Source organism: Rufibacter tibetensis (genome assembly GCF_001310085.1).
GTDB classification, from domain to species: domain Bacteria; phylum Bacteroidota; class Bacteroidia; order Cytophagales; family Hymenobacteraceae; genus Nibribacter; species Nibribacter tibetensis.
In genome coordinates this window covers 1,474,450-1,499,069 of the sequence record NZ_CP012643.1, presented here as the reverse complement: position 1 = coordinate 1,499,069, position 24,620 = coordinate 1,474,450, and the positions used below count along the sequence as shown (strand labels likewise).

The window sequence follows — 24,620 nt, the reverse complement described above, 5'->3', positions numbered from 1 at the left end:
CTACCTTAAGAAAAAATGATGATTGGAATACTGCTGGTGCTTGTCTTCGTTCCCAACTTGGTTCTCAACAATCAGCTGTATTAGGTTTTTTATCTTCTCTGGGTTAACTCCGTTTGATTCATCAGTAGTTATAACCATATCCCATATCCCTGCTTTTTGGTAGGTGGGCTTTTTGACGTTTAGCCAAGTCCAATGGTATTTTCGTTGCCCCATCAATCCCAAGTGCTCCCAATACCAAGTCTGATTATTGGAGTAGATGGTGAAATCAGTTTTGATGTTTACCTTCTGACCCTCTACTATAGGTTTTTCCTCATAGGTAAAATCAAACAAGTCAGCCCCTAGCTCGTCACGCTTGTTCATGAGCATATGGTAAATCAAAAGCTCAATCCTAGATTCTACGAAAACCCCTCGTTCAGGCTCTAGGTTATAGTAACGGTATGGCTTGTCTAACAGCAAGCTTGTCCTTCTTGATGCCGAGAACAACCTCTCTGAAGCTATCTCTAGCACACTTTTTCTGTTTTCCTCTGTCTCCTGGATAAATAGTGTGATAGTTTTCTTTGTCCTGGTCAGAGCGGTGTATACCAGCTCCTTTGAAAGAAGCCCATATCTTGCTGGTAGTACAAGAAATAGATGGTTGAATCCGCTTCCCTGTGCTTTGTGCACTGTGATGGCATAGGCGAGTTCAAAGAATTCCTGTTCTGCAGACCTTATATCTGAGAAGGCCAATTCATCCATTCCACCTTTTGCTTCAAAGTAGAAGTTCTCTTTTGGCATACCCAGAATAAAACCTAGCGTACCATTAGAAAGCGTAAGTTTGCCACTCTCGTAATAGTTTTGTGTTCTAATCAGTTTGTCCCCTTTTTTGAAGGTGTTCTTGCGTAGCTCAAAATCAAGGTTTGATTTGAACTCTGTCTGTATGAAATCGTTGATTCGGCTTGCCCCAGATATCTGAGACCTGTAAGGGGTGAGGATTTGGAAGTTTTCAAGGTCTAGCCTTTGCCCAAGTTCTCCATCCGATTGCAGTCCAAGGATCTGATTCAGCCTTTCTGATTTGTCTCCACTTATGTTGAGCCTATTAGTTAATTCTTCAAACTCTTCATCTATCTGAGTATATAAATCCTCCTTAGTGTTCCAGTACCGGGCTTGAAAACCATCTGAAATGTTTTGCTCGCGATTCTTGAACTTGGCAATGAATGAAGTATCCAAGTCAGCCCCTTGTTTGAAGCAATCGGCTAACTGCAAAACTTGGTTCTCTTTCAGTTCAGACCTACAGTTAGTCTCAAGACGGATGAAGTTTCCTGAATACTCTTGGTGGGTACCTAGGTAGTTTAATACATCAGATAGAATTCTTCCATAGCCAATGGCCGGAAGCTGGTTTGGATCACCTAGTAGAATCAACCTTTTGAAAGAGGACTCTTTGAAGTTGAATATCCTGAGTAGTTTATCAAACTTGAGCAAATCCACCATGGAGGTTTCATCCACCACCACATTTTGATATTTCCTTAACTCACCCGCATTGATTTTTTTGTGCTTGAAATCGGAAATGAACTTGTCTATGGTAGTTGCCTTGATATTGGGGAAGGCACTGTCACTGCTTAGACGCAACGCCGCTTTGCCAGTAGGAGCCAACAAAAGGTATTCTTGATCTTCCTGTTCCTCAAGGTAAGTGAGTATGTTTTGTATTTCATGTGACTTTCCACTTCCTGCATTTCCAGTTAGTACAAACAGCTTTTTAGCGAAGATTTGCTTGTAAAGCTCTGTCCTCTCTTCCAGGAAACCACGCTCATCAAAACCCTCCCCGATTGTCTCTTTCAGCTTGTGGGTTGAAGCAGCCAGATAAGAGTCTAACCCCACAAATACTTCAGAATTGTCGTGGCTTTTCAAAAGACTTAAAAGTCGCCCTTCGATACTTTTCTCAGCCTCATAAACCTCCTTTAGATAAAAATAAGAGGTGTCATTGGCTTCAATAATCACAATCTTTTTCGGATCCGCTTGGAAGTGATTTGAATACTCGCTTTGAATAGGGTTGAATAATCGTGAGGGCAATCGGTACTCTCCACCCAATTCATAATATAGAGGATATTCCCTTAACGCAATTTCAAGCATCTCAGCATCTGCAAAACAGTGGCCGAACTGTTCAAGGCTATGCAGGAACTTCAGCGTCAAAGCACGTAATCTCTTTGGATCCACAAAGTTCATGGAGGCCTGCAGGGTATTTCGATGGACAAACCTAGTATGGGGGAAGAAGGCAATGTCTATTTTGAACAAACTGATAGGGGAGTCTCGTTCTTCCCCATATACATTGTCATGTGAATCGGCCCATGGCTCATAATCTTCACATAGAATATACGGATTAGAAATGATATCCTGCACCTCATGCGACTTGCGCACATCTTCCTCAAAATTTCTTATCCAAGTGCCACTGAGTCTCAGTTTCCCATCCAGTATACGTTGGAACTGAAATACTTTCAGGTTTAACATGGACAAGGTTAAAAACTCATCCGCCGTCAAACCATTCTGTGCCAGTCTATCCTTGAGTTCTATTAATGCGTTTTTGTGCATCTTGTCCCCTCTAAAAGAATGAGGGGATGCTAAAATACTCCTAAGCCCAGTGTATTGATCCTCTGCGTCTATCTTAAAGTCCTCATAGAAGTGCCATAGGATAAAGGAAGGTTCCTGCACTTGATTGAGAATCACCCTACTTAGGTTTACAAATCCAGGGAAATAGGTTCTTGATCCCCAAGCCATCTGTAGGAGCTGTTCTACAGTGTTAATGCGTTGCTGCATTTCCTCTCTGGGCACAATTCCATCATCTACACAATCAAGAAGCGCTTTACGCATCTTGGTAAGGATGTAAATAGCCTCATCATCCCCTATGTCCATCGCGACATACTTGAAGCACCACTGTAATTCAGGTTCTGATACAGCGACTTTAATCTTATTGAGGAATTGGTCTTTTGCTTCATCCCCTAAGCGCTCGGCTTCCTCTAAGTATTCATGATAGGGCATTCTCACCATGGAATAGTCATCAAAGCTGAACCTCATAGCCCAGTTCATGCTAGGGAAGTTGCGGTACTTATCTTTTGGATAAGAATGTCTATTTTTAATCTTGTCAATCTCACTTTTAGGGCCGAAGTGGGGTATTTCGGAGGCGTTCTGCTTGCGGTCCACGATGCCAGCCCCTACAACCAGATATTGTTGCTCTTCCTCAGTCAAAGGGTTGCTGTAATTCGCATACACGAACCCGATGCTCTTGCCTTCGTGGATTTTAGCATTGAATCGTGGGATCCTTACTGTCTCTAGGTTCTTCGGATAAGCACCGCTTTCACTTTGCTCTATTTTTGTCCTGGTAAAAGAAACCGCAAATGGCCACCCGTAAACAGATTGGGCCGGCAGGGTTTCTTCTATTGTTCCCAAGCTTTTGGCTGCAGGGTTATCATGTTTTATTCTGATTTGCTCTTTCCCAAATAGATTAGAAGACCAGAAGCAGGGGGGTAAATACTCTATTTGACTTAACGGTAGGCCACTATGGGCAATTTCTTGCTCAAGGTTATTGTATTTTCTCTTTCTGATTCTCTCAGATAGGAGGGAGTGAAAACCACTGCAATAGATATTATTTGCTGGATCATTGCACACATGTCCATTCCATTTATTGTCATGCCATGCTACCCGTAAGGTAATATGCGAAAGCGGCATTTCATAAGAACCCCCTTCATACATCTCTTGCGTTTTGCTGCTTTTGATATCGTCTTCTTGGGATCTGTCTAACTCTTCAATCAGTGACAATGCCCAATTGATTTGTTTATCACTGAAAGATTTGGACCTTCCTGCCTTTCCTTTTGCCCTGGTTAGAACTCCAACATTATCAAAACCAATTTTTCTTATTTTAGCTAGATCTATGTAATTCTCCCATTCAGCTGCTTGAATAGAATCAAAGTGATGTCGCATGACTTCCAAATCAATTTCATCATTCAAGTTATATTGTGGCATAGGAGTAAAATTTAGTATTCAATTAGAGTATCGTATATTATATATTTAAAATGAAAATATTAGAAGAGTTGTAAATGCTCTTCCTCCTCCTTAACAAGGTGCTCTACAGAAAACTTTCCACTAATGAGCCTTGGAAGAAGAAGATCCTGCGCCTCTTGTAGTATTTCATTTTTGTTAATCAAATTTTGCTTAAGCTCAATTGATGTTTTATTAATTTGGTAAAAGCTGTCTATGATAGTTTGATGAGGTACCACAACTTTAAACTTTCTTAGGTCTGAAATATTGATCATAGTCATATTTGTTCCTCCAACTTTCATCAAGTCCAGCTTTCCTTGCCCTAAGGGACTTTGAAGAAACATATAAATGAAAAAAGCCATTGACTTTGTTTTAGATCTTAAAATAGACATATGCTGATCAACAGGGTATCTTTCGTTTTGATCCGTATAAAAGTGAACTCTTCCTAATGTCCCTTCACCTAAAGAGTTAAGCAAAATGTCCCCATAATGGGCAAACTTCTCACGAGAGATTATTAAAGATTGATCAAGTTCTTTAAGGTGTTGTTTGTCCAAAAATCGCCCCTTGTTAACTTTTTGATTGATGGCAAATATTCCAGAACCATCCGCATATTCAGGAGTAACGCCTCTGGAAATAAAAGAAAAGACATCTTGCAAATCTAAAGTCATCCAACCTTCAGGTAAACCATCCCATATGGGTGTGTTGTCATGATTAGGAAAGCGAAAGCGCACAAACCACTCATTGTAATTTTCTTCTGTCATCTGTTCCAATATGGCAATGCGCTGATTGTTGTTTTCTATCAGTTCATCGTAGGCAGAAAGGATGGAAGCGATTTTACTTCTAAATTTAAACTTAGGTACCTGTACCTTCAGTTTATGAATATGATTACGATTTAGTGTTGGATTAGAAGCTCCTGCATCAAATCTTTCAAGCTGTAATGTCTTGAGATAATAGTAAATAAATTTAGGGTCATTTCCTTTATAGTCCTTTACCCAAAGTGTAGTATCATGAGGCCAAAAGTTTCCTTCTACAAAATGAACCGTTCCTAAAGTACCCTTCCTTCCAATAACAACGCCTGGGCCCTCAACTCTGTATTCGTTATGATAACTTGAAATCCCACCTGATGATATAACAGGTATATTACCTTCTATCTGATCTTTAACAGTTATATCGAACCCTCTTTGGAAAGTAACTAGATCTTCTAATTTCAGATTTTCAGTAATCATGACAGCAGTTTTGAGAAGTTATCAACAATGTTTTCTTCAAGTTGCTGCGCCTCTAAACACAGGTCTTTGAAATTTTTTGCTTTAAACTGAATAAGTTTAATGAACTCTTCTTCGGTCATGCCATCCTCATCCAATGTGATTCCAACATATCTGCCTGCATTCAAAGAATAATCCTGTTCCTCAGTATACTCTTTCCGTGAAACAGCTTTGCAAAGACCTGTCACATCAACATAGATTGCATCAGGGAAACGCTCTTGCAGCCAACTCATGCTTTTGAGCCAATAGATACCCTGTTCCAGAACAGCATGTAATTTCTGCTGTTTCTCTTCGAACACTTTATCAGCTTTATTCAAGCCAAAGTCGATCCATGATTTGTCGTTTTTGAGTTTAAGCAATTTGTCAGCTTGCTTCCACAATTCTGTCACCTGCTCTTTCTGTTGATTCAGCTGATTTTGCAGCACTCGGTAAGCAGCAAGAATGGTTCTGAGTTCGGTGGCAAATTGTAGTTGAGAGGTATTATCTTTGGCAGTAGCCAGTGTCCGTAAAGACAAATCATCCGTTACATTTGGTGCATTTAACAGTTGCAGCGTTTGTAACTGCTCAAGAAGATCAGATGCCTGAAGATTATTCAGCTGTTCAGATTTGTACTTGCCTTCGCTTTGTTGATAGTAGTTTTGTAAGCCAGAAATTGTTTTGGTAAGTGCGGCTCCAAATTTTTCTACATGTTCCGGAAGGGCTAAAATAGCCTTGATAGCCTCTTTAATATATCGGTCAATCAGCTCTAGATAACGGCTTGTTTCGCCACGGTACAAGCGCACAATCGCCGCTAAGTTCTGAACCTGCTCCTCGGACCAGTCACGGTGGGCGCGGTCAAGTTGACGGTATACGTTTCTCCCATCCAGGAACAGGATCTTGTCTTTACGGTCGGTGTTTACCTTTCCCCTATCGAAGAACCAGATGGTAGCAGGCAGGGTTACTGTGTAAAACATATTTGATGGCATGGTAACCATACAATCCACAATGCCGCTGTCTACAATCTTCTTCCGGATATCATACTCTGTGTTGCGAGCATCCGAAGCAGAGTTAGCCATCACGAAACCTGCTCGACCATTTTCGTTCAATGAGGTAGCAAACAACGAAATCCAGAGGTAATTGGCGTCTGTAATTTTATCATCCTTTTTGCCCTTGTTGGTGGGCAAACCATAGGCTGTGAAGCGCGAGTCGTTTTTAACAGTTGCTTCTTTTACAGTTTTGACATTAAATGGCGGGTTAGCCATTACATAGTCGAAACGCTCTTTGCTGTGGTAAGGGTCGCTCTCGTAGGAGTTAGTTTCAGTAATTTCACCGCGAAGGTTATTAACTAGCAGGTTCATTTTAGCTAATCGCACAGTTTCCCCCATGTATTCCTGGCCGTACACGTAAATATCATTCAGGTCGTGCTTTGCCTCCTGTACAAACTTAGCCGACTGCACAAACATACCACCCGATCCGCAAGCAGGGTCGTAAATCTTCCCGCTAAAGGGTTCTATCACTTCTACTATAAAACGCACTACTGAAGTTGGCGTGAAGAACTCACCACCTTTCTGTCCTTCGCTCATGGCGAACTTGCCAAGGAAGTACTCATATATCTTGCCGAAGATATCACCACTAGCATCTTGCGGGATGTTAGAGAAGGTTTTCAGCAATTGTGGCAGAATGTCGTCTTTCTTCTTTTCAATGTCGAAGTAAGGATCCTTAGGCAATACTCCCTCAAATTTAGCATCTTGAAAAGCTTCAATAGCTTCCATTGCTTCTTTTATGGCAGCGGCTGCTTTCTTATCACCAGGCAAGTTTAGCAAGTAATCATATCGGGCAATATCTGGTAAATAGAAGCCACACTTCTCTAAGGCAATCTTATCCAAGGCCCGCTCCATCCGGGTACCTTTGTGCTGCTCGTACTCCTGCAGAATTTCAGCTTCTACATGGCTGTATTTATTATCGGCAAATCGCAAGAAGATAAGCCCCAGCACCGGTACCGCATAATCCGATGCCTTTATCCCTCCATAGGCACGCAACGCGTTAGCTGCATCCCACAAATCATCTTCTAGTTTCTTTAGTTGTTCGTTTGTCATTTAAGCTCTTGTGTACTTTTGTGCCACTTGGGGATATTTGTTCTTTGTTCTTAAATCTGTATTCTCTATAGCACTTAAAATCGTGATTTTTTCGCCTACTTTATGGTTCTGGTCAGTATAAGTGTATTTCAATTGATACTTGCCACAGAAGTAATTCCTGTTTTCATCTTGTTCGATCTCTCCTGTGTGGAGCGTGGTTGCGGTATTGGAGGAAATTGGTATAGTCTCAGCTATCCAATATGAAATATTAGTCTGGTAATCTTTGTTCTCTTCCTGGTCAACATAGCTTTTGAACCACAAAAGTGTGTCCATCAGTTGAAAAGTGAGGCTGTATAATAGGTAGGGAGAATTTACATTCTGCCGATAAGAAGCGAGTTCTAATTTACTTAGCTCTTTCTCTGCTGGCTCACTATGGGAAGCCACATTTGTAATATCAAGTATAGTGTTAATCGCTTTTGCAATCAAAGGAGGAAAATGCTTTTTCTTGCATGATACAAATGTGCCTTCTTCAACCTTCACTTTCTCTTGTGAAAGGAACCGGTATGAATTTTTCAGTACAACGTTCCCATTAATTATACATCGGTCATGCAAAAGACCATATTTATTTGATGCTCTAAACATACCCTCCAGAATTATCCGTACCTGTGTGAAATAAAGGATGTCATCAATGTCGGCTTCTGGATTTTCCAAGCTTTTTAAAATGGCAAGGAGATGTTCAGCATAGTTGTCCCCAATATAAGTTTCCGAAAATGTATCAAACACTTTTTGGTAACGATGTCTTATCCTAGTATCTTCTAAATTATCAGCCTCCCTTTTTATAGAAGTTAATAATTCTTCTAAGTCATTCCCGTTTTTCTTATCAAAACACCTTTTCTGATTAGCCTTAAGGATGCTGTTGTTGCTCTTTGTGAATGATTCTTGAGCAGAAAGAACAAACCATGGAAGGTACTTTTTGAATTTTAACTCATTCAAACGAGCAATAGCCATCCCCAACGCAACTTCATCTTCAGTATTTTGAATTTGATCTTTGGTTTTGAAAAACATGGCATCAAGAAGTATTCCATCGTATTTACTCAAATCCTTTTCAAGATTCTTGAATCCTTCTTCAAAAGAAGTAAACCCGAAGAGATCTATTCCGCTATTTTCTGCCTGTATACTAAATTCAATAAGGTCCTCATACTGGTCATCAATCCAAAGGATTCTGTATCTTTTATTCATACTGTTGATATCCGTCACTGCCAATAATTGGTATATATATTTTATAGATGGTAGTAAAAGGAGCAGTAATATAGGGATGTGTATAAAGCTCCAGTCTGCCATCCAGTCTTGTCACAATTGCATCGATATCATGCCCCCCTATGCCTGAATTTCCAGTAGGGCCTGCAGTAGCCCCCTTTCGGATTAGGTTTGTCCAAGAAAAACCTTCAGGAAAGGGTTCTCCATTATTTGCTACCTCGATGTCTAAATTTGCATAAGATCTATTAAGGTGCAAATTCAATCGTATTTCAAGTTTATAATCTTGGTCTTTCCTAGTAAAACCATGTCTTTGCGCATTATCTACTATGTTATTTAAAGCAATTTTCAATAACTCCTCATTAGCATGTATGTAGACACCTCCCTTAAATTCTGTTTCTAAATCAGGAGAAACATCTAAACTTAATTGATACTTTTCGCCATCAACTGCTTTTAAATCACCAACATATCGCCTGAAGAAGCTAATTGCTTCAACTTGATTCAGGGCGTAAGTGTTAACATCTAACTCATGCTTGTTATTCCTCAGTAAATTGGAAAGAAGGTCCAGGTTAGAGTAAAGGGAATTAATAGCATCTCGCAACGTATACTCTGTTTTACTACTCAACTTAAAGCTCTCCCAGTCGATGCTAATTTTAGAGAGTGCTGCTTCTATGTTTCTTACCCCAGAATTAAGATTTAGTAAAGGTTTGCCCATGGAGTGTTTGATAGAAGCTAGTTCTTCATAAGCTCTATTTCTTATCGCTTTTCGTTCCTCTTCTAAAAGCCTAGATGCTTCTGAAGTAATAATTACTCTTTGTGTTTCCAGATCAGGAAGGTCCACCTTAACCTTTAAAAGATCTAGCCTAGTAATATAAGGAACGGTTGCGCCTGTGCGGTACCTGTCCAATTGAGTCATAACGTCCTCGGAAGCTAAGACACTGCATAAATAAGCAATATCTATCATCTTCCCCTTGACCTCAAAAGGTAGGATGTCAGGTGAAAGGAAAATGGGTTCACCTTTATAGACAAAGTGAGTTGGTTTTAAAGATTTCCACCTTACTGCTAGTAAGATGGCTGATTTTTCAAGCTTTACAGCGTACTTGGGCAAGCTCACAGTTTCAATAGTACTTGTATCTAAGATGAAATCATGTGTATCGTTACTTAGATCCTTGATTCGGACATATTTTCCCTCTGTAGCTTGGCTTACTTTTGATCCTTTAACAGGTTTGAGAATATTTCCCAAAGCGACACCAGAAGATTCCTTAGTGAAGTACCTCTGGACCATCAAATTAAAATCATTGGAGAATATCTCCTCCTGAGTTACAATTTTTATTTCTGAAGAGCTTTCACCCTGTAACACAGACAGTAAACGTTGTGCATCTATAGCTTTTTGCTTTGTAGAAGCTTCAAATAACGAGTTTCCTGCATCTACAAAGAGAACTCTTCCCCTTTGTTTTTTAGCGTTATTGATTACTAATATATTGAATGGTATCCCAGTGTTGTTTAAAAGGCCACCGGGAAATGAAATGACAGTTTCTAATAAGTCCTCATTTACTAAAAACCTACGAAGCGACTTGTTATCCTTTCCATTATTAGATAATGTGCTATTTGGAGCAACAACAATGGCCTTGCCATTTGTAGTTAAATCCTTTAAGCATTCCTTTAAAAAAAACGAAGTTGCATCAGAGATTGAATCAGCCTTATGGTTGTACTGGTCAACTCTCAAGTTAAAAGGCGGGTTACCTACTATCAGATCAAATTTTCTTCCAAGAGGATTCCACTCAATAATAGAGTCTCCGAGGATAAAGTCAGCCTGTTCAAATTTGTTGGAAGCAATCAGCCTTAGTAGCCCAATCGCCCAAGATGAACGATTAATCTCTTGTCCGGTATACTCTATATTTTCCCCAAAATGAACCCCAAAAGAGGCAGCGCCTGCAAAGGGGTTGTAAACAGAAGCTCCTTCTTTCAAATCAGCTAAGGCACAGATGAATTTAGTTAACTCTACGGGTTGTAAGAAAACTCCTCCCAAACGGCCTTCCAATTTAGAAATGTGGTAAACCAAATTTTCAATTACATCCTTGAGAAAGATATCTAAGGACGATTTATCAGTTGACTTAATTACTTCAAAAACCTGAACTAGCCTTCTGGGCTCAATCTCTAAGAGTGAATCACTGAATGCCTCATATACTGGTATCAAATGTTTAAATTGATCAAAGAAGTACATTGCTTCTCTCAGTTCATAAATTATAAAAGCAGGTTCTTGACTGGTTACTTGATCTAAGACATTCTCCTTTTGTAAAAGTAGAAGAAGCCCCACCAAATGATAGTTAGGTTTATTAGCCTGCCCCTTAAGAATTTCGATGGCTTTATAAGCTTTTGATTCAATAAGAGAGTAGGAGGCCGTAGGAGATTGCATAAAAGGAAAGCGTTTGGTTAACATCATCGTTGAGATGTTACAAAGGTGTAAACCTTCTGTGCAGTAGAAGTGCACTGGTTAGGAATAGTTTTTAAGAATAGCTTTAGCCTTTCCTTTGATTAGGTCAGATAAAGCTGAAGGCTCGGTAACCACTAGCTCTTCTCCCATTGAAAAAAGTAAGGAAACCAGTTCGTAGTTTATGATAACGAATAGTTCTATAAGAACAAAACCTTCTCCTTTTTGGATGATCCTCTGCGACCCATGGATTGGCTTAGTCTCAATGTAAGGCCACAATGTTGAGTTGATTTTGAGAGTTATGATTTGGGGTAAAGTATCTTTCGGTACAGTTACGCCAATCGCATCCTCGAAGAATTCCTCAAAGTCAACTGTAAGGTTGGGTGCATAGGGAAGGTTTAATTCCGTTATTCCTTCTATTCTGTCTAAAGCAAGATTAGATATCAACCCAAACTCTTGGCTAAGACCGAAAAGGAACCATCGGTTATTATATTGTTTAAGGTAGTAGGGATGGAACGTGAGTTCACTTACGGAATGCTGTTTAAAGCTCTTATATTTGATTGAAAGTACTTTGGTGTAGAGAATGGCATTAAAAACTTCTGAGAAAAATTCAAGCCCTTTTAAGTACCTGTTTTGATCAAATCCTACAATCTCAGTTGACTTCTCTGAAAATCGAAAGGTGGTTTGAAGCCTTACCAGCATTTCATCCATCCATTCGAACTGGGGTAGTCCTTTGAATCTACCCAGAAGCATCAATGTCTCTTTTAGTTGATTAGCTTCTGTGTGGTTGAGAGGTTGGCTTTTGATAGAGAAAGAAAGGTCTGAGTACCTATAATATACTTTCTTGCCCTCATTGTGGCGCTCTAACGGAATGGACCAACCTTGGTCACTCTCCATAAATTTGATATCCTCAAAGATCTGCCTTCTTTTCACGCCTTCCTCATTTCCGGAGAAGTCGTAAATGGCTTCGCTACAACACTTGATCAAGTCCTGAATGAAATACCTGCGGCCCGGGTTTCTAAAGCATTGGTCTAATGCGTTATACCTAATGACTGCATATTTGTTAGTGGCCATGTTTGTGGATATTTGATGTTGGATTGTTAACGCCAACAACCAAAAGTGTATAAATTATAGAATCTGATATAAGAAAGTAGATACAGCAATGTAGTAAAGTTCTACATCTCTTATTAGCTTGATGGTGACTGAAAGGGAAAAGATAGGTTAATGTATTAATGAGTAGATTAGAATAAAGTGGAATTGTGTGCAAATTGTGTGCAAACAAAAAAGCCACTTACAAGTTTTATCTCGTAAGTGGCTGATTTAGAAGCTCCCCCTCTTGGGCTCGAACCAAGGACCCCATGATTAACAGTCATGTGCTCTAACCGACTGAGCTAAGGAGGAGTTTATCACTTTCTGGCCGTGTGACCTTGAATGATGATGCAAAAGTAGGGTCTGCTGTGATAGCGCGCAAGTAATGGTCTAGAAAAATTTTATCTTTTTTGATAAGTCTCTGAAAATGAAACCAGAAAAATTTCTGTTTCAGGGCGGTTTTCATGAAAATCGCCCTGAAACAGGCTGGTGCTAATTATTATCGGAAACGCTACTTGCTAGATGGCCTCAAACTGACGCAGGAAACGGGCGTCATTCTCGGTAAACAGGCGCAGGTCCTTGATCTGGTACTTGAGCATGGTGATCCGCTCAATACCCATCCCGAAGGCAAAGCCGGAGAATTCTTTGGAGTCAATACCGCAGTTTTCCAGTACCTGCGGGTCTACCATGCCAGAGCCGCCAATTTCTACCCAACCGCTTTGCTTGCAGATGTTACAACCTTCGCCTTTGCAGATAAGGCAGGTGATGTCAATCTCGGCGCTGGGCTCGGTGAACGGGAAGAACGACGGACGGAACCGGATCTGCGTGTCTGGCCCGAACAACTCCTTCACGAAGTAGTAAAGCGTATCTTTTAAATCCTTGAAGCTAACGCCGCGGTCCACAAACAAACCTTCTACCTGGTGGAACACGCAGTGTGCCCGCGCTGAGATAGCCTCGTTCCGGAACACGCGGCCCGGGGACAAGGTCCGGATAGGTGGTTTCTGGTGCTCCATGACACGCACCTGTACGCTGGAGGTGTGCGTGCGCAGCAGCATGTCTGGGTTCTTGCTCAGGAAGAACGTGTCCTGCATGTCGCGGGCAGGGTGGTTCTCAGGGAAGTTCAGCGCTGAGAAGTTATGCCAATCGTCCTCCATTTCGGGACCCTCAGATACGTTGAACCCAATACGCTCAAAAATACGGATGATCTGTTCGCGCACGCGGGCCAGCGGATGACGGGTACCCAGGGCGTTAGGAACTGGCGGCAACGTGAAATCCAAACCAGACAAGGCATCGGGCGTGGCGTTCTGCTCCAGGGTTTCCTGGGCGCCGTCCATTTTTTGCTGAGCCAGGTTCTTAAGCTGGTTCAGTTCCTGGCCTACCTGCTTGCGTTGCTCTGGGGCAACGGTTTTCATCTCGTCAAATAACGCGGCAATCTGGCCTTTGCGGCTCACGTAGGTGTTCCGGAAGGTTTCCAGTTGCTCCTTGTTCTCTATAGCATAGGCTTCTACCTCTTGGGTCAGCCGTTTTATGTTCTCCAATAGCATGGCGCAAAGATAAAGAAGTAATGGGGATTGCGTACCGTTTTATGTAGAAGACCTTTCGCAAGCACTTTCCTTAAACAAGTACACAAGTAGCCACCCGTTAGTTTTACGCCTACTTTCTGAAAATCAGAAGCAAAATGCTTTCTTTGAGCCGGGGTACACACAAGTTTGAAAGAGCGGGTGGTAGGTAAACAAAAGGGTTTTCTCCTTTTACCTACGCCTACCGGCCGTTCACCTACTTTCCAGTGGGCTTAGCCTAATTCCCGTTGTGGGGCGCGTAGGTTCCCGCTAGTTTTGGAACATAAATCAGCAAGGTTATGGAAAATCCACACATAAAACGAGTAGGCGATTACCAGCGGTGGGGCGGACACACCAGCAGGGGAGGCCGGGTAGCCGCCGGGTTATTGATCATCGGGGTAGGGGCTGTTTTGCTGGCCTATCAGATGAACGCTATTGTGCTGCCCAGGTGGGTGTTCTCATGGAAGGTGCTGTTGATTGTGATCGGGCTGTTTTCCGGGATCAAGCACTCCTTCCGTAATCCTGGGTTTATAGTGCCCATCATCATCGGGGGGGTGTTTCTTTTGGAAGACTTGGTGCCCGGTATTCGCCTCAGGGCTTATCTGTGGCCCATCATCATCATGGTGGCCGGGTTGTGGCTGATCTTCAAACCCCGGCATACCTGCGAAAAACACCTTAAAAACGTAAGGCGGTTTGGTCCGCAAGGGCCTAATTTCAACAAAGCAAACTTCACGAACCCGACCTTCTCCAACCTGAGCCCCTCCAAAGAAGACTTCCTGACGGCTACCGCGGTGTTTGGCGGCATCACCAAAAACGTGATTACGAAGGACTTCAAAGGCGGGGACATTGTGACCTTCTGCGGCGGGGCCAAATACAACCTGACCCACGCTGACATGCAGGGAGAAGTAATTCTGAACATCACCGAGTTCTTTGGCGGTGTGAGCCTGATTATTCCGGCGCACTGGCGGGTCCGCTCTGAGGTGGTTACCATCTTTGGGGGGGTAGATGACAAAAGAAGCTTTGTAGAGGCGGCCCTGGAATCAGACAAGGTGCTGGTGTTGAAAGGAACGGTACTCTGTGGGGGCATAGAGATCAAGAGCTACTAATGTGGGCGGTAGAGTCAAATCCCTGCTTCTCCATGTCGTCCGTTAAGAACATTCTGCTGTACCTAGGGTGGGCCTTGCTGTGGGCTGGGGTGCAAACCGTGGTAATTTACCAGGCAGGTTTCGCGGTAGAGTTGGCCTGGAAAGATGCCTCTTTAAGCAGTGGGTTGGTGGTAAGCAGCGGATATGTGATGTCCTTGGCGCTTCGCTTCTATCGCCCCGGCGGACGGCAGGTGGTGTACCTGATGGGGTGGAGTTTAGGCGTGGCCATGATCAGCCTGGTGCTCTGGGATACCGGAATGGAATATCTGTTAGGCGCTCAGAAAGAGTACCTGGCCTTTGTGGACAAAACCTTCTTTGTGCGGTTGGCCTTTGCTTGGCTCATGATCCTGTTCATTGTGCTGCAGAACTGGCTCTGGTTTTACGCCCGTGGGAAGCAGGAAGCCGAAGAACGCAAAACGGCCACTGAGAAGCTGGCCCGCGAAGCCGAGCTGTTTAACCTGCGGCAGCAATTGCAGCCGCACTTCCTGTTCAACAGCTTGAACTCCATCAGTGCGCTGGTGAAAACCCAACCCGACCAGGCGAAGAAGATGGTCCAGCAGCTGTCTGATTTCCTGAGAGGCACCCTCCGGAAAGACGACCAGACCATGGTGCCCTTAGCCGATGAACTGCAGCACCTGCAGATTTACCTGGAGATTGAGAAAGTGCGTTTCGGGCACCGTTTACAGACCCAGGTAGATTACCAGGAAGAAAGCCTGAAAGGGACTTTGCCGTACCTGTTGCTGCAGCCCATCGTGGAAAATGCCATCAAGTTCGGCTTGTATGACACCATAGATGACATTCTCATTAAGATTACCGCCACCATGCAGGATTCTATGCTGGTCATCAGCACCCTGAATCCGTTTGACTCCGCGCTGCTGCAACACAAGCAGGGCACTGGGTTCGGGCTAGACTCGGTCCGGAGACGCTTATACCTCTTGTACGCCCGCACCGACCTGCTCAGCACCCATCAGCAAGACAACGTTTTCATCACCACCGTTAAAATCCCGCAGAAATCATGATCAAGTGCCTGGTAATTGATGACGAACCTTTGGCCCGCAGTATTGTCTGTGAGTACCTGCAAAACTATCCCGACATGGAGATGGTGCAGGAGTGCAACAACGGGTTTGAGGGCGTGAAAGCCATCATGCAGCATCAGCCCGAGCTGGTGTTCCTGGACATCCAGATGCCCAAGATCAACGGCTTTGAGATGCTGGAACTAGTGGAGGCGGTGCCCAGCGTGATTTTCACCACTGCGTTTGATGCGTACGCCATCAAAGCCTTTGAGACCAACGCTGTGGATTACCTGCTCAAGTCCTTCACCCAGGAGCGTTTTGATGCCGCTTTAAAGAAATGGCGCCAAAAACAGCAGAAGCCGACAGCTGAGGCCGCAGTGAAGGTGCTGGAAGAAGTCACCGCCAAGCAGCCCGAAGAGCAGGTGCGCATTGTGGTGAAGGTGAACAACGACATCCGGATCATTCCCGTGCACGACATCCACTACCTGGAAGCCTACGATGACTATGTAAAGATTCATACCGCTTACGGCTGCTTCCTGAAAAAGAAGACCATGGGCTACTATGAGAAAACGCTGGAGAACGGCAAGTTTGTACGGGTACACCGGTCGTACATTCTGGCCCTGGACCAACTCACCCGCATAGAACCGCTGCAAAAAGAAACCCATGTGGCCCTGCTCCGCAATGGCACCCGCATTCCGCTCAGCAAATCTGGTTACCCCAAACTCAAAGCCGTTCTCGGGATCTAGTTACCGGCAAAAAAAGTTAAACCAATTGTGAAAAATAGAAATTGGTCAGAATAGAGGAAAGGCCAGAAGCAGTAACTGTGTTTTCAGGTTGTTTTCTCTAACTCAGGTCCAAAACAGAAACGATTTGGGTGAGGCATTGTCCGGTTTCGGTCAAGGTTTTATAGGGTTGGTCAGAATTAACACTTGGTATATGCCCTTCACAGGGTAGCTTTCATGCCGCTTGTCATCTGATGTAATTATTTGTAGAGTTCAGAAAATCAAAGCTTTCTAAGGGACTGAACTTGAACGTTGGAAACTTTGGAAACAGAAAATGTTTCCTTAGGTTTGGCCCGGATTCACAGAAAAAGAATGGAAATCAGAGAGCGGATCTTACAGGAGGCCTTAAACCTTTTCACTCAGAAGGGGATAAAGGCAGTTTCAATGGATGATGTGGCGGCGCACCTGGGTGTGTCTAAAAAGACCATTTACAAGTGGTTCGCCAATAAAGATGAGGTAGTGTTTGAAAGCATGCAGCAGTACATCCAAGGCATGGAAGGTACGTGTTGCCAGGCCATTGATACTGCCGCCAATGCCATGGAAGCCATGTTCCAGATTGTGGAAATGGTGCGGGGGCTAATGCGGCAGATGCACCCCAGCATTTTCTACGATTTGCAGAAATACCACCCCGCGTCCTGGAAGCTGTGGCAGGACCATAAAAACGGCTTCTTTCTAACCCAAACCAAAGAGCACCTGCAGCGAGGCATCAAAGAAAAGCTGTTCAGGCAAGACATTGACGTGGAGATTCTGGCCCGGTTGCGGCTGGCCGAGGTGGAACTGGGGTTTAACTCAGAAATTTACCCTGCCACCCAGTTTGACTTGCAGAAGGTGCAGGTTTCATTGCTGGAGCACTTTGTACAAGGGCTGGCTACCATTAAAGGACATAAGTTAATCAATCAATACAAACAGATTACTGAAGAAGAATAATTGTATGAAAAAGCGCATTTCCGTCGGTTGGCTTTTGCTGGGCTGGCTGCTCCTTTCCCTCATTCAAATGCCCGTCATGGCGCAGGAGCAGGCGTTTTCGCTGCAACAGGCCATCCAATACGCCCTCCAGAACAAAGCGGCCATTCAGAGTGCCCGCATAGATATTGAAACGGCGCGAGCCAGGGTGGGAGAGGTGCGGTCCATTGGTTTGCCACAGGTAACCGCCGGCGTAGACTACTCCAACAACCTGGCCATCCAGCGGGTGTTTCTACCAGCTGCCTTTGTGGGAGACACAACCCCAGGTGCGGTGATCGCCGCTCCCTTCGGCACAAAGCATAATAACACCCTGGCCCTTAACGGGAGTCAGTTGCTGTTTGACGGTTCGTACCTACTGGGGTTGAAAGCGGCACAGGTGTATACCCAGTTATCTGAGAAAACGCTGAAGCAAACAGAAGTTCAGGTGGCAGATGCCGTAACCAGGGCGTACTACAACATCCTGATCACCGACTACCGGGCGGCGCTCATAGACAAGAACCTGGCCCGCATGGACTCCATGGTGCGCGAAACCAGCATCATGAACAAAAACGGGTTTGTGGAGAAAATTGACGTAGACCGACTGGTGGTAACCAGGACCAACCTGCAGACCGAGCGGACCAAGCTGCGCAGCCTGCAGGAACTGGGTTACAACTTGCTCAAGTTCCAAATGGGAATGCCGCAGACCCAACCGCTCACGCTCACCAGCACCATCCAGGAGGCCATCGTTTCAGCGGTGACAGAACAGGCTAACGTCACCTACACCAACCGCATTGAGTATTCCATTCTGCAAACCAACCGCGAACTGGCCACGCTGGATTTTCGGAACAAGCGAGCAGGCTACCTGCCACGGCTGCTGTTGATAGGCCGCTACGGAGCCAATACCGCGGGCAATGACATGGGTGACCTTTTCAGACCGAGCCAGTATTTCCAGTTTGCTTCTTTAGGGCTGGGGCTGCAGATACCGGTGTTTGATGGACTCTATAAGCACTACAGGGTGCAGCAGAGCAGGTTGGCCCTCAATAAACTGGACGTAGGTTTCAGGGAGTTGGAGCAAAGCATTGATTTGCAGGTAGCACAGGCCAATACTAACCTGCGCAACGCCCGCATTCAATTGGAAGCCCAGAGCCGTAACCGCACCCTGGCCGAGGACATCCTCCGGGTAGCCCAGATCAAGTACCGTGAGGGCGTTGGCTCCAACATAGAGGTGCTCAACGCTGAAACGTCTCTCAAAGAGGCCGAAACCAATTACTTCTCGGCCCTCTATGACCTCATCATCTCCCAGGCAGACCTGCGTCTGGCTAACGGAACTTCCTTACCCCAATAATCACTTTCTGATTCTCCTCTAAAAACTTCAGAACACATGAAAACATACCTCCTCACCGGCTTTATTTCCATGGCCCTGCTGGCATCTGGCTGCGGCGAAAAAGACAAAGCTACCCAGTTAGCTGAACTCAAAAAAGAACAGGCAGAACTGGCTAGCCAAATCACCAAACTAGAGACCGAACTGCAGAAAGAAGGCAAGGGCAACGCGTCCAAAGTAGCCTCTGTTCCCGTTTCCGTATTGAGCGTGAAACCCGAGACGTTCCGGCATTACCTGGAGGTGCAGGGCCGCGTGGACTTTGACCAGAACGTAATGGTGAGCCCCAAAGTACCAGGTGTGCTGACCAGCCTGCGCGTGAATGCCGGAAACCGCGTGAGCCGTGGCCAGACGTTGGCCACTATTGACGCCGGCCCGCTGGATCAGCAGATTGCCGCGTTGCGCCCCAACCTGGACCTGGCCCGTACGGTGTACCAAAAGCAGAAAAACCTCTGGGATCAGAAAATCGGTACCGAAATCCAGTTCCTGCAAGCCAAGAACAACGTGGAAAGCCTGGAGCGCCAGTTAGCCGCCATGCAGGCCGCCCGGGCCCAGTACATTGTGAAAGCACCTATTTCTGGCGAAGTAGACCAGGTGATTCCAAAGTCTGGTGAAGCGGTAGCTCCTGGTATGGGCATCATCAGGTTGGTGAATGCCAGCAGCGGCAAGATTGTGGCCGAGGTGTCTGAGGCGTACGCCGCCAAAATCAAAAAAGGCGATGATGCCCTGGTGCTCTTCCCTGACCTGAACCAGGAGATTATGACTACGGTGCGGGTGGTGGGCAGCAACATCAACCCTACTAACCGGGCCTTCACCGTGGAACTGGGCGTGAAGCCCTCCGAGCAAGGCAAAGTAAACCTTCGGCCCAACATGATCGCCGTGGTGCGCATCCAGGATTACGCCAAAGAGAACGCCCTTACCCTGCCGCTGGACATTGTGCAGAAAGACGAGCAAGGCAACTTCGTGTACGTGGTGGAGCAGAAAGGTGGTCAGCGCGTGGCGGTAAAGCGCAACATCTCCACGGGTACCTCTTACGGCGGTAAAGTGGAAGTTCTGACGGGGCTCAACGCCAATGACCAGGTGATTAGTGCCGGTGCCCAGAACCTGAATGACGGCCAACCGGTGAGTTTCTAAGGAGTTTTTCAAAAGGAGGCCCTAAACCGCATCTTCCGCAGTTGCCGGGTTTTCTAAACATCCAACCAAATGGAACAGTCAAACAATATCAAGGAATTCAAGCCCACCAGTTGGGCCATTGATAACCGCACCAGTATTTACATCATCACGCTCATTATCTCTTTAGCGGGTATTCTGGCCTATAACCGCCTGCAGAAAGAGAACTTCCCGGACATCGTGATCCCCACCATGATTGTGACGACGGTGTACCCTGGTACCTCGCCTTCAGACATGGAGAACCTGGTCACGCGGCCCATTGAAAAGCAGATCAAGTCGCTGAGCGGGGTGAAACGGGTGACGTCTACCTCTATGCAGGACTTCGCGATGATCAACGTGGAGTTCAACACCGATGTGGACGTGGAAGTGGGCAAGCAGCGGGTGAAAGACGCCGTAGACAAAGCCCAAACCGACCTGCCCACTGATTTGCCGCAAGCTCCCAACGTGCAGGAAATCTCTTTCTCTGAGATGCCCATCATGTACGTGAACCTCTCGGGTAATTTCAGCGCGGAGAAACTAAAGCAGTTTGCTGAGGATTTGCAGGATCGCATTGAAACGCTGCCTGAGATTACGCGCGTGGACATTGTAGGAGCGCTGGAGCAGGAGGTGCAGGTAAACATGGACATGTACAAGATGCAGGTAGCCGGTGTCACCTTTGGCGACGTAGAGCGCGCCATCGCTACGGAGAACATGACCATCTCGGGTGGTACCGTGCGGGTTGGCGACATGAAACGAGCCGTGCGCGTGGTGGGCCAATACACTGATCCTTCACTGATCGGGGATATTGTGGTGAAGTCACTGAATGGCGGTAATATTTACCTAAGAGACATTGCGCAGGTCACCGACACCTTTGAAGAACGCGAAAGCTTTGCCCGCCTGGACAACCAACCGGTGATTACGCTCAATGTGGTAAAACGAAGCGGCGAGAACCTGATTGAAGCCTCTGACAAGATCAACGCCATTATTGACGAAGCCCAGGGAACCACACTGCCCGAAAGCCTGAAAGTGACTGTGACGGGTGACCAAAGTAACAAGACCCGGCACACGCTTAATGATCTCATTAACACCATCATCATCGGGTTTATACTGGTGACGTTGATTCTGATGTTCTTCATGGGCACCACCAACGCCTTATTTGTGGGACTGTCGGTGCCCATCTCCATGTTCATCGCCTTCCTGATTATGCCTATGATTGGGTTCTCGCTGAACATGATTGTGCTGTTCTCTTTCCTGCTGGCCCTGGGCATTGTGGTGGATGACGCCATTGTGGTAATTGAAAACACGCACCGCATCTTTCATGAGACCAACTGGAACATTGCCAAATCAGCGAAAATGGCAGCTGGTGAGGTGTTTCTGCCGGTGTTGGCGGGTACGCTTACCACGGTGGCGCCGTTCCTGCCTTTGGCCTTCTGGCCCGGCATTGTGGGGGAGTTCATGTTCTACCTGCCTATCACGCTTATCCTCACCTTAATGGCTTCTCTGGTGGTGGCCTTTATCATCAACCCGGTGTTTGCGGTGTCTTTTATGAAAAGAGAGCATGATCCGGAGAAAGCGAGAAAGAATTTCCGGCTGTCTATGCTCATCATGGGAGGTCTGGCCTTGCTGAGTTTTGCTTTTGGTTGGATAGGCGTAGGAAGCCTGGTGCTGGTGCTCATGGCATTTGTAGCCCTTAACAAATTTGTCTTCACCGGCTGGATTAATAAGTTCCAGACCCGCGCCCTGCCTGCGTTCATGCGCCGGTATGAGAGCTTGCTGCGCTGGATGCTGGTGGGGCGGAGGCCTTACAAAGTGGTGGCCTCTATAGTAGGCTTGCTTATTCTTTCTATTGTGGTAACTGCCCTCAGAGCGCCTAAAGTAGTGTTCTTCCCGCAGGGTGATCCTAACTTTATCTACACCTACATCAGCATGCCCGTAGGTACTGACCAATCAGTAACGGATTCCATTACCAAAGTAGTAGAACGGCGGGTATTCAACGTGGTAGGCGAGAAGAACCCGAATGTGGAGTCTGTCATCTCTAACGTAGCGGTGGGCGCGGGTGACCCCATGGCGGGTAGCCGCCAGGCGGAATCTAACAAAGGCCGGGTGACCGTGGCGTTTGTGGAGTACCAGTACCGCGAACCAGGCGTGAGCACCGCCACCTACTTAGACGACATTCGGGAAGCGGTGAAAGGTATTCCGGGTGCCGAAATCACAGTAGAACAGGAGCGGAACGGTCCGCCGGTAGGCAAGCCTATTGTGGTGGAGATTGCCGGGGAGGAGTTTGCCGGACTTATTCAGGTTTCTAAAAACCTACAGCGTTACCTGGACTCGGCACAGATTGCCGGAGTAGAGGACCTGCGCACTGACCTGGAAGATAAGAACCCTGAGATTACGGTGGAGATTGACCGGGTGCGCGCTAACCGTGAAGGGCTGAGTACTGCCCAGATTGGCTCCGAGCTCCGGACGGCCATCTTCGGGAAGGAAGCTTCCAAGTTCAAACGCGACGAGGACGAATATCCTATCCAGATCAGGCTAGCCGAGCAGTACCGCAAAAACATTGACCAGCTCATGGGCATGGTGCTCACCTTCCGGGATGCCTCAGGCATGGTGCGGCAGGTGCCGGTGTCGGCGGTGGCCAGCATTAAATACTCTACTACCTACGGCGGCATCAAGCGCAAGAACCTGAAGCGGGTGATTACCCTTTCTTCAAATGTGTTAGGCGGCTATAACCCTAATGAGGTGGTGGCCAACATCCAGACGGCGCTGGATCGTTTCCCGGCCCCTGAAGGCTATGAGATTAGAATGGGTGGTGAGCAGGAAGACCAGAAAGAAACCATGGACTTTCTTTCTCTGGCGGGTATTGCCTCTATGGGGTTGATTTTCTTGGTGTTGGTGACGCAGTTTAACTCTGTTTCAAAGTCCTTGATAATTTTATCAGAAGTTATCTTCTCAGTCATAGGGGTATTGCTGGGTTTCTCTGTCTTCAATATGGATATGTCTATTGTGATGACCGGAATAGGGATTATTGCACTGGCTGGGATAGTGGTGAAGAACGGGATTTTGCTGGTTGAATTCACAGATGTGTTGATGGGCGAAGGAATGGAATTGAAAGAAGCGATTGTGATGGCCGGTAAAACGCGTCTAAGTCCGGTTATGCTGACTGCCACCGCTACCATTCTGGGCTTGATCCCGTTGGCCATAGGCTTGAATTTTAACTTTTTCACCCTCTTTACGGAGTTCAACCCGCACTTCTTTTTGGGCGGCGAGAACGTGACCTTCTGGGGGCCGCTGGCTTGGACCATCATCTTCGGGTTAAGCTTTGCTACGTTCCTTACCCTGTTGGTAGTGCCTATGATGTACCTGATCAATGAGAAAATAAAAAACCGGGTGCTCCCCAAACGCCGCAAGCAAGAGGCGGTGCTAGTAGGCTGATTTGTTTGAATAAGGACCCTTTAAATTTACCAATATGATTACTGCACATACAACCCCTTCTGTTACCCGGCAAGTCGTAAGAATTATCAGCAAGACCAAGGAGATAAAGCCGTCACGTCTCCGGGTCTCAGCAGACCTAAGCAAAGAGTTTGGGTTTGACACCGTTGATGTGGTAGACATCATTCTGGAGTTGGAGAAGAACTTTAAAATTGTCATCCCAGATGAAGTGCCTTTGAATACAGTGGGTGATTTTGTAGACTATGTGTCTACCCACACCATGCGGCAGGCATCCTAACCCCTTTATATTAAATTGCTCATTTTTTGACTCCGAAAGGCAGGGGGAATTTCCTTCTGCCTTTCTTTCGTTATTCCTGTTTCAGAGGTGTTTTTAGGAAATGAAGCTGAAAACAGGCTGATAGACTTTAGTCCATTGCAGCTGCTGCTCAGTTTTGAAAATCATATATGATAAATAACCGTCCATTCAGCGGTGTGTAAGTGATAGTGGTAAAGCCATCTTCAACCATTGTCTCTTTTTGAAGTTCATAGATTTTATCTGGAGGCAGTTGGTTTGAATATTTAATAGGGACTGTCTTTATCAGACCAAAGGTGAGCGAATCTCCGCCTTCACAGGAAGTTTCGACGTGCAGCGTACTGGGCGTGAAGTCTACCTCAAATTCCAGTTCTCCTTTTTCGTTGAAATACTTCCAATGACCAACTTTGTAGTGATAGTATTCAGTAAGCAGACCTACCACTCCGCAGTTTAAATAAGAACCAATTTGGTAAGTGCCTTCATGCCGCAAGGTTCCGTTTTGGTAGTATTCTTTCCATAAGCCAGTCTTTAGCTGGCTTGTCTCTTTGGCGGTAGACTCGGCAAAAGAGCCAGTAGCTTTGATGATGCCATTTTCAAAATAAAGAGTACCAGCGATGGAATGAAGGGGGAACCCGTTAGTCAAAGTGCCATACTTCTGAAAGTTGTCAATGGAAGGAATTTGTTTTTGTGCGCAGGAAGTAGTTACGAGTATGAACGCCCCTAGGAGAAAAGTGCTTCGTATCATATGGAATCTCTGGAAAGACACTTCAAGATAGTTGTTTCAGAGGTGTTTTTTAGAAAACGTACCCAAAACG

The 24,620-nt window shown here is 45.6% G+C and carries 16 protein-coding genes and 1 tRNA gene; 8 read left to right on the top strand and 9 right to left on the bottom strand.

Features of this window, described 5'->3' with window-relative positions:
- The 8 genes from DC20_RS05760 to pheS form a co-directional block, all read right to left on the bottom strand.
- Entirely contained in the window at positions 1–3,990 is a 3,990-nt protein-coding gene (locus DC20_RS05760; RefSeq protein WP_062542953.1) for an ATP-dependent DNA helicase, read from the bottom strand.
- A gap of 59 nt (positions 3,991–4,049) precedes the next feature.
- Positions 4,050–5,231: a restriction endonuclease subunit S gene (locus DC20_RS05755; RefSeq protein WP_062542952.1), complete on the bottom strand. Its 1,182-nt coding sequence runs from the start codon at positions 5,229–5,231 to the stop codon at positions 4,050–4,052.
- On the bottom strand, positions 5,228–7,342 hold the full coding sequence (locus tag DC20_RS05750; RefSeq protein WP_062542951.1) for a type I restriction-modification system subunit M: 2,115 nt from the start codon (positions 7,340–7,342) through the stop codon (positions 5,228–5,230). Before DC20_RS05750 ends, DC20_RS05755 begins: the two co-directional genes overlap by 4 nt.
- Positions 7,343–8,560, bottom strand: coding sequence for a hypothetical protein (locus tag DC20_RS22645; protein WP_062542950.1), 1,218 nt, complete (start codon positions 8,558–8,560; stop codon positions 7,343–7,345).
- Positions 8,553–11,018 carry an N-6 DNA methylase gene (locus tag DC20_RS05740; RefSeq protein WP_062542949.1) on the bottom strand — a complete coding sequence of 822 codons (2,466 nt, stop codon included), beginning with the start codon at positions 11,016–11,018 and terminating at the stop codon, positions 8,553–8,555. The genes DC20_RS22645 and DC20_RS05740 overlap by 8 nt, the downstream gene beginning before the upstream one ends.
- Before the next feature lie 51 nt (positions 11,019–11,069).
- Positions 11,070–12,080 (bottom strand): helix-turn-helix transcriptional regulator, encoded by a 1,011-nt coding sequence (locus tag DC20_RS05735; protein ID WP_062542948.1) that lies wholly within the window; start codon positions 12,078–12,080, stop codon positions 11,070–11,072.
- A 253-nt stretch (positions 12,081–12,333) separates the two neighbouring features.
- Positions 12,334–12,407: transfer RNA gene (locus DC20_RS05730), tRNA-Asn, on the bottom strand.
- A 206-nt stretch (positions 12,408–12,613) separates the two neighbouring features.
- Positions 12,614–13,639 carry a phenylalanine--tRNA ligase subunit alpha gene (pheS, locus tag DC20_RS05725; RefSeq protein ID WP_062542947.1) on the bottom strand — a complete coding sequence of 342 codons (1,026 nt, stop codon included), beginning with the start codon at positions 13,637–13,639 and terminating at the stop codon, positions 12,614–12,616.
- A 314-nt stretch (positions 13,640–13,953) separates the two neighbouring features.
- Here pheS and DC20_RS05720 point away from each other — a divergent pair, with 314 nt between their 5' ends.
- From DC20_RS05720 to DC20_RS05685, 8 genes are all read left to right on the top strand, one after another.
- Positions 13,954–14,760 (top strand): LiaF transmembrane domain-containing protein, encoded by an 807-nt coding sequence (locus DC20_RS05720; RefSeq protein WP_062542946.1) that lies wholly within the window; start codon positions 13,954–13,956, stop codon positions 14,758–14,760.
- 32 nt (positions 14,761–14,792) lie between these two features.
- Entirely contained in the window at positions 14,793–15,818 is a 1,026-nt protein-coding gene (locus DC20_RS05715) for a sensor histidine kinase (RefSeq protein WP_062545826.1), read from the top strand.
- A complete protein-coding gene (locus DC20_RS05710; RefSeq protein WP_062542945.1) occupies positions 15,815–16,558 on the top strand; it encodes a LytR/AlgR family response regulator transcription factor in 744 nt (247 codons plus the stop codon). The genes DC20_RS05715 and DC20_RS05710 overlap by 4 nt, the downstream gene beginning before the upstream one ends.
- Positions 16,559–16,906: 348 nt before the next feature.
- Positions 16,907–17,521, top strand: a complete 615-nt coding sequence (locus DC20_RS05705) for a TetR/AcrR family transcriptional regulator (RefSeq protein ID WP_062545825.1) — start codon at positions 16,907–16,909, stop codon at positions 17,519–17,521.
- A 4-nt stretch (positions 17,522–17,525) separates the two neighbouring features.
- The gene (locus DC20_RS05700; RefSeq protein ID WP_062542944.1) at positions 17,526–18,881 is read left to right on the top strand and encodes a TolC family protein; all 1,356 of its coding nucleotides are present in this window, start codon (positions 17,526–17,528) and stop codon (positions 18,879–18,881) included.
- A gap of 36 nt (positions 18,882–18,917) precedes the next feature.
- Positions 18,918–20,048 (top strand): efflux RND transporter periplasmic adaptor subunit, encoded by a 1,131-nt coding sequence (locus tag DC20_RS05695; RefSeq protein ID WP_062542943.1) that lies wholly within the window; start codon positions 18,918–18,920, stop codon positions 20,046–20,048.
- Between the two features lie 69 nt (positions 20,049–20,117).
- Positions 20,118–23,495: an efflux RND transporter permease subunit gene (locus DC20_RS05690; RefSeq protein ID WP_062542942.1), complete on the top strand. Its 3,378-nt coding sequence runs from the start codon at positions 20,118–20,120 to the stop codon at positions 23,493–23,495.
- A gap of 34 nt (positions 23,496–23,529) precedes the next feature.
- On the top strand, positions 23,530–23,790 hold the full coding sequence (locus DC20_RS05685) for an acyl carrier protein (protein ID WP_062542941.1): 261 nt from the start codon (positions 23,530–23,532) through the stop codon (positions 23,788–23,790).
- Positions 23,791–23,938: 148 nt separating this feature from the next.
- Here DC20_RS05685 and DC20_RS05680 read toward each other — a convergent pair whose 3' ends face one another.
- Positions 23,939–24,550 carry a toxin-antitoxin system YwqK family antitoxin gene (locus tag DC20_RS05680; RefSeq protein ID WP_062542940.1) on the bottom strand — a complete coding sequence of 204 codons (612 nt, stop codon included), beginning with the start codon at positions 24,548–24,550 and terminating at the stop codon, positions 23,939–23,941.
- Positions 24,551–24,620: the final 70 nt, after the last annotated feature.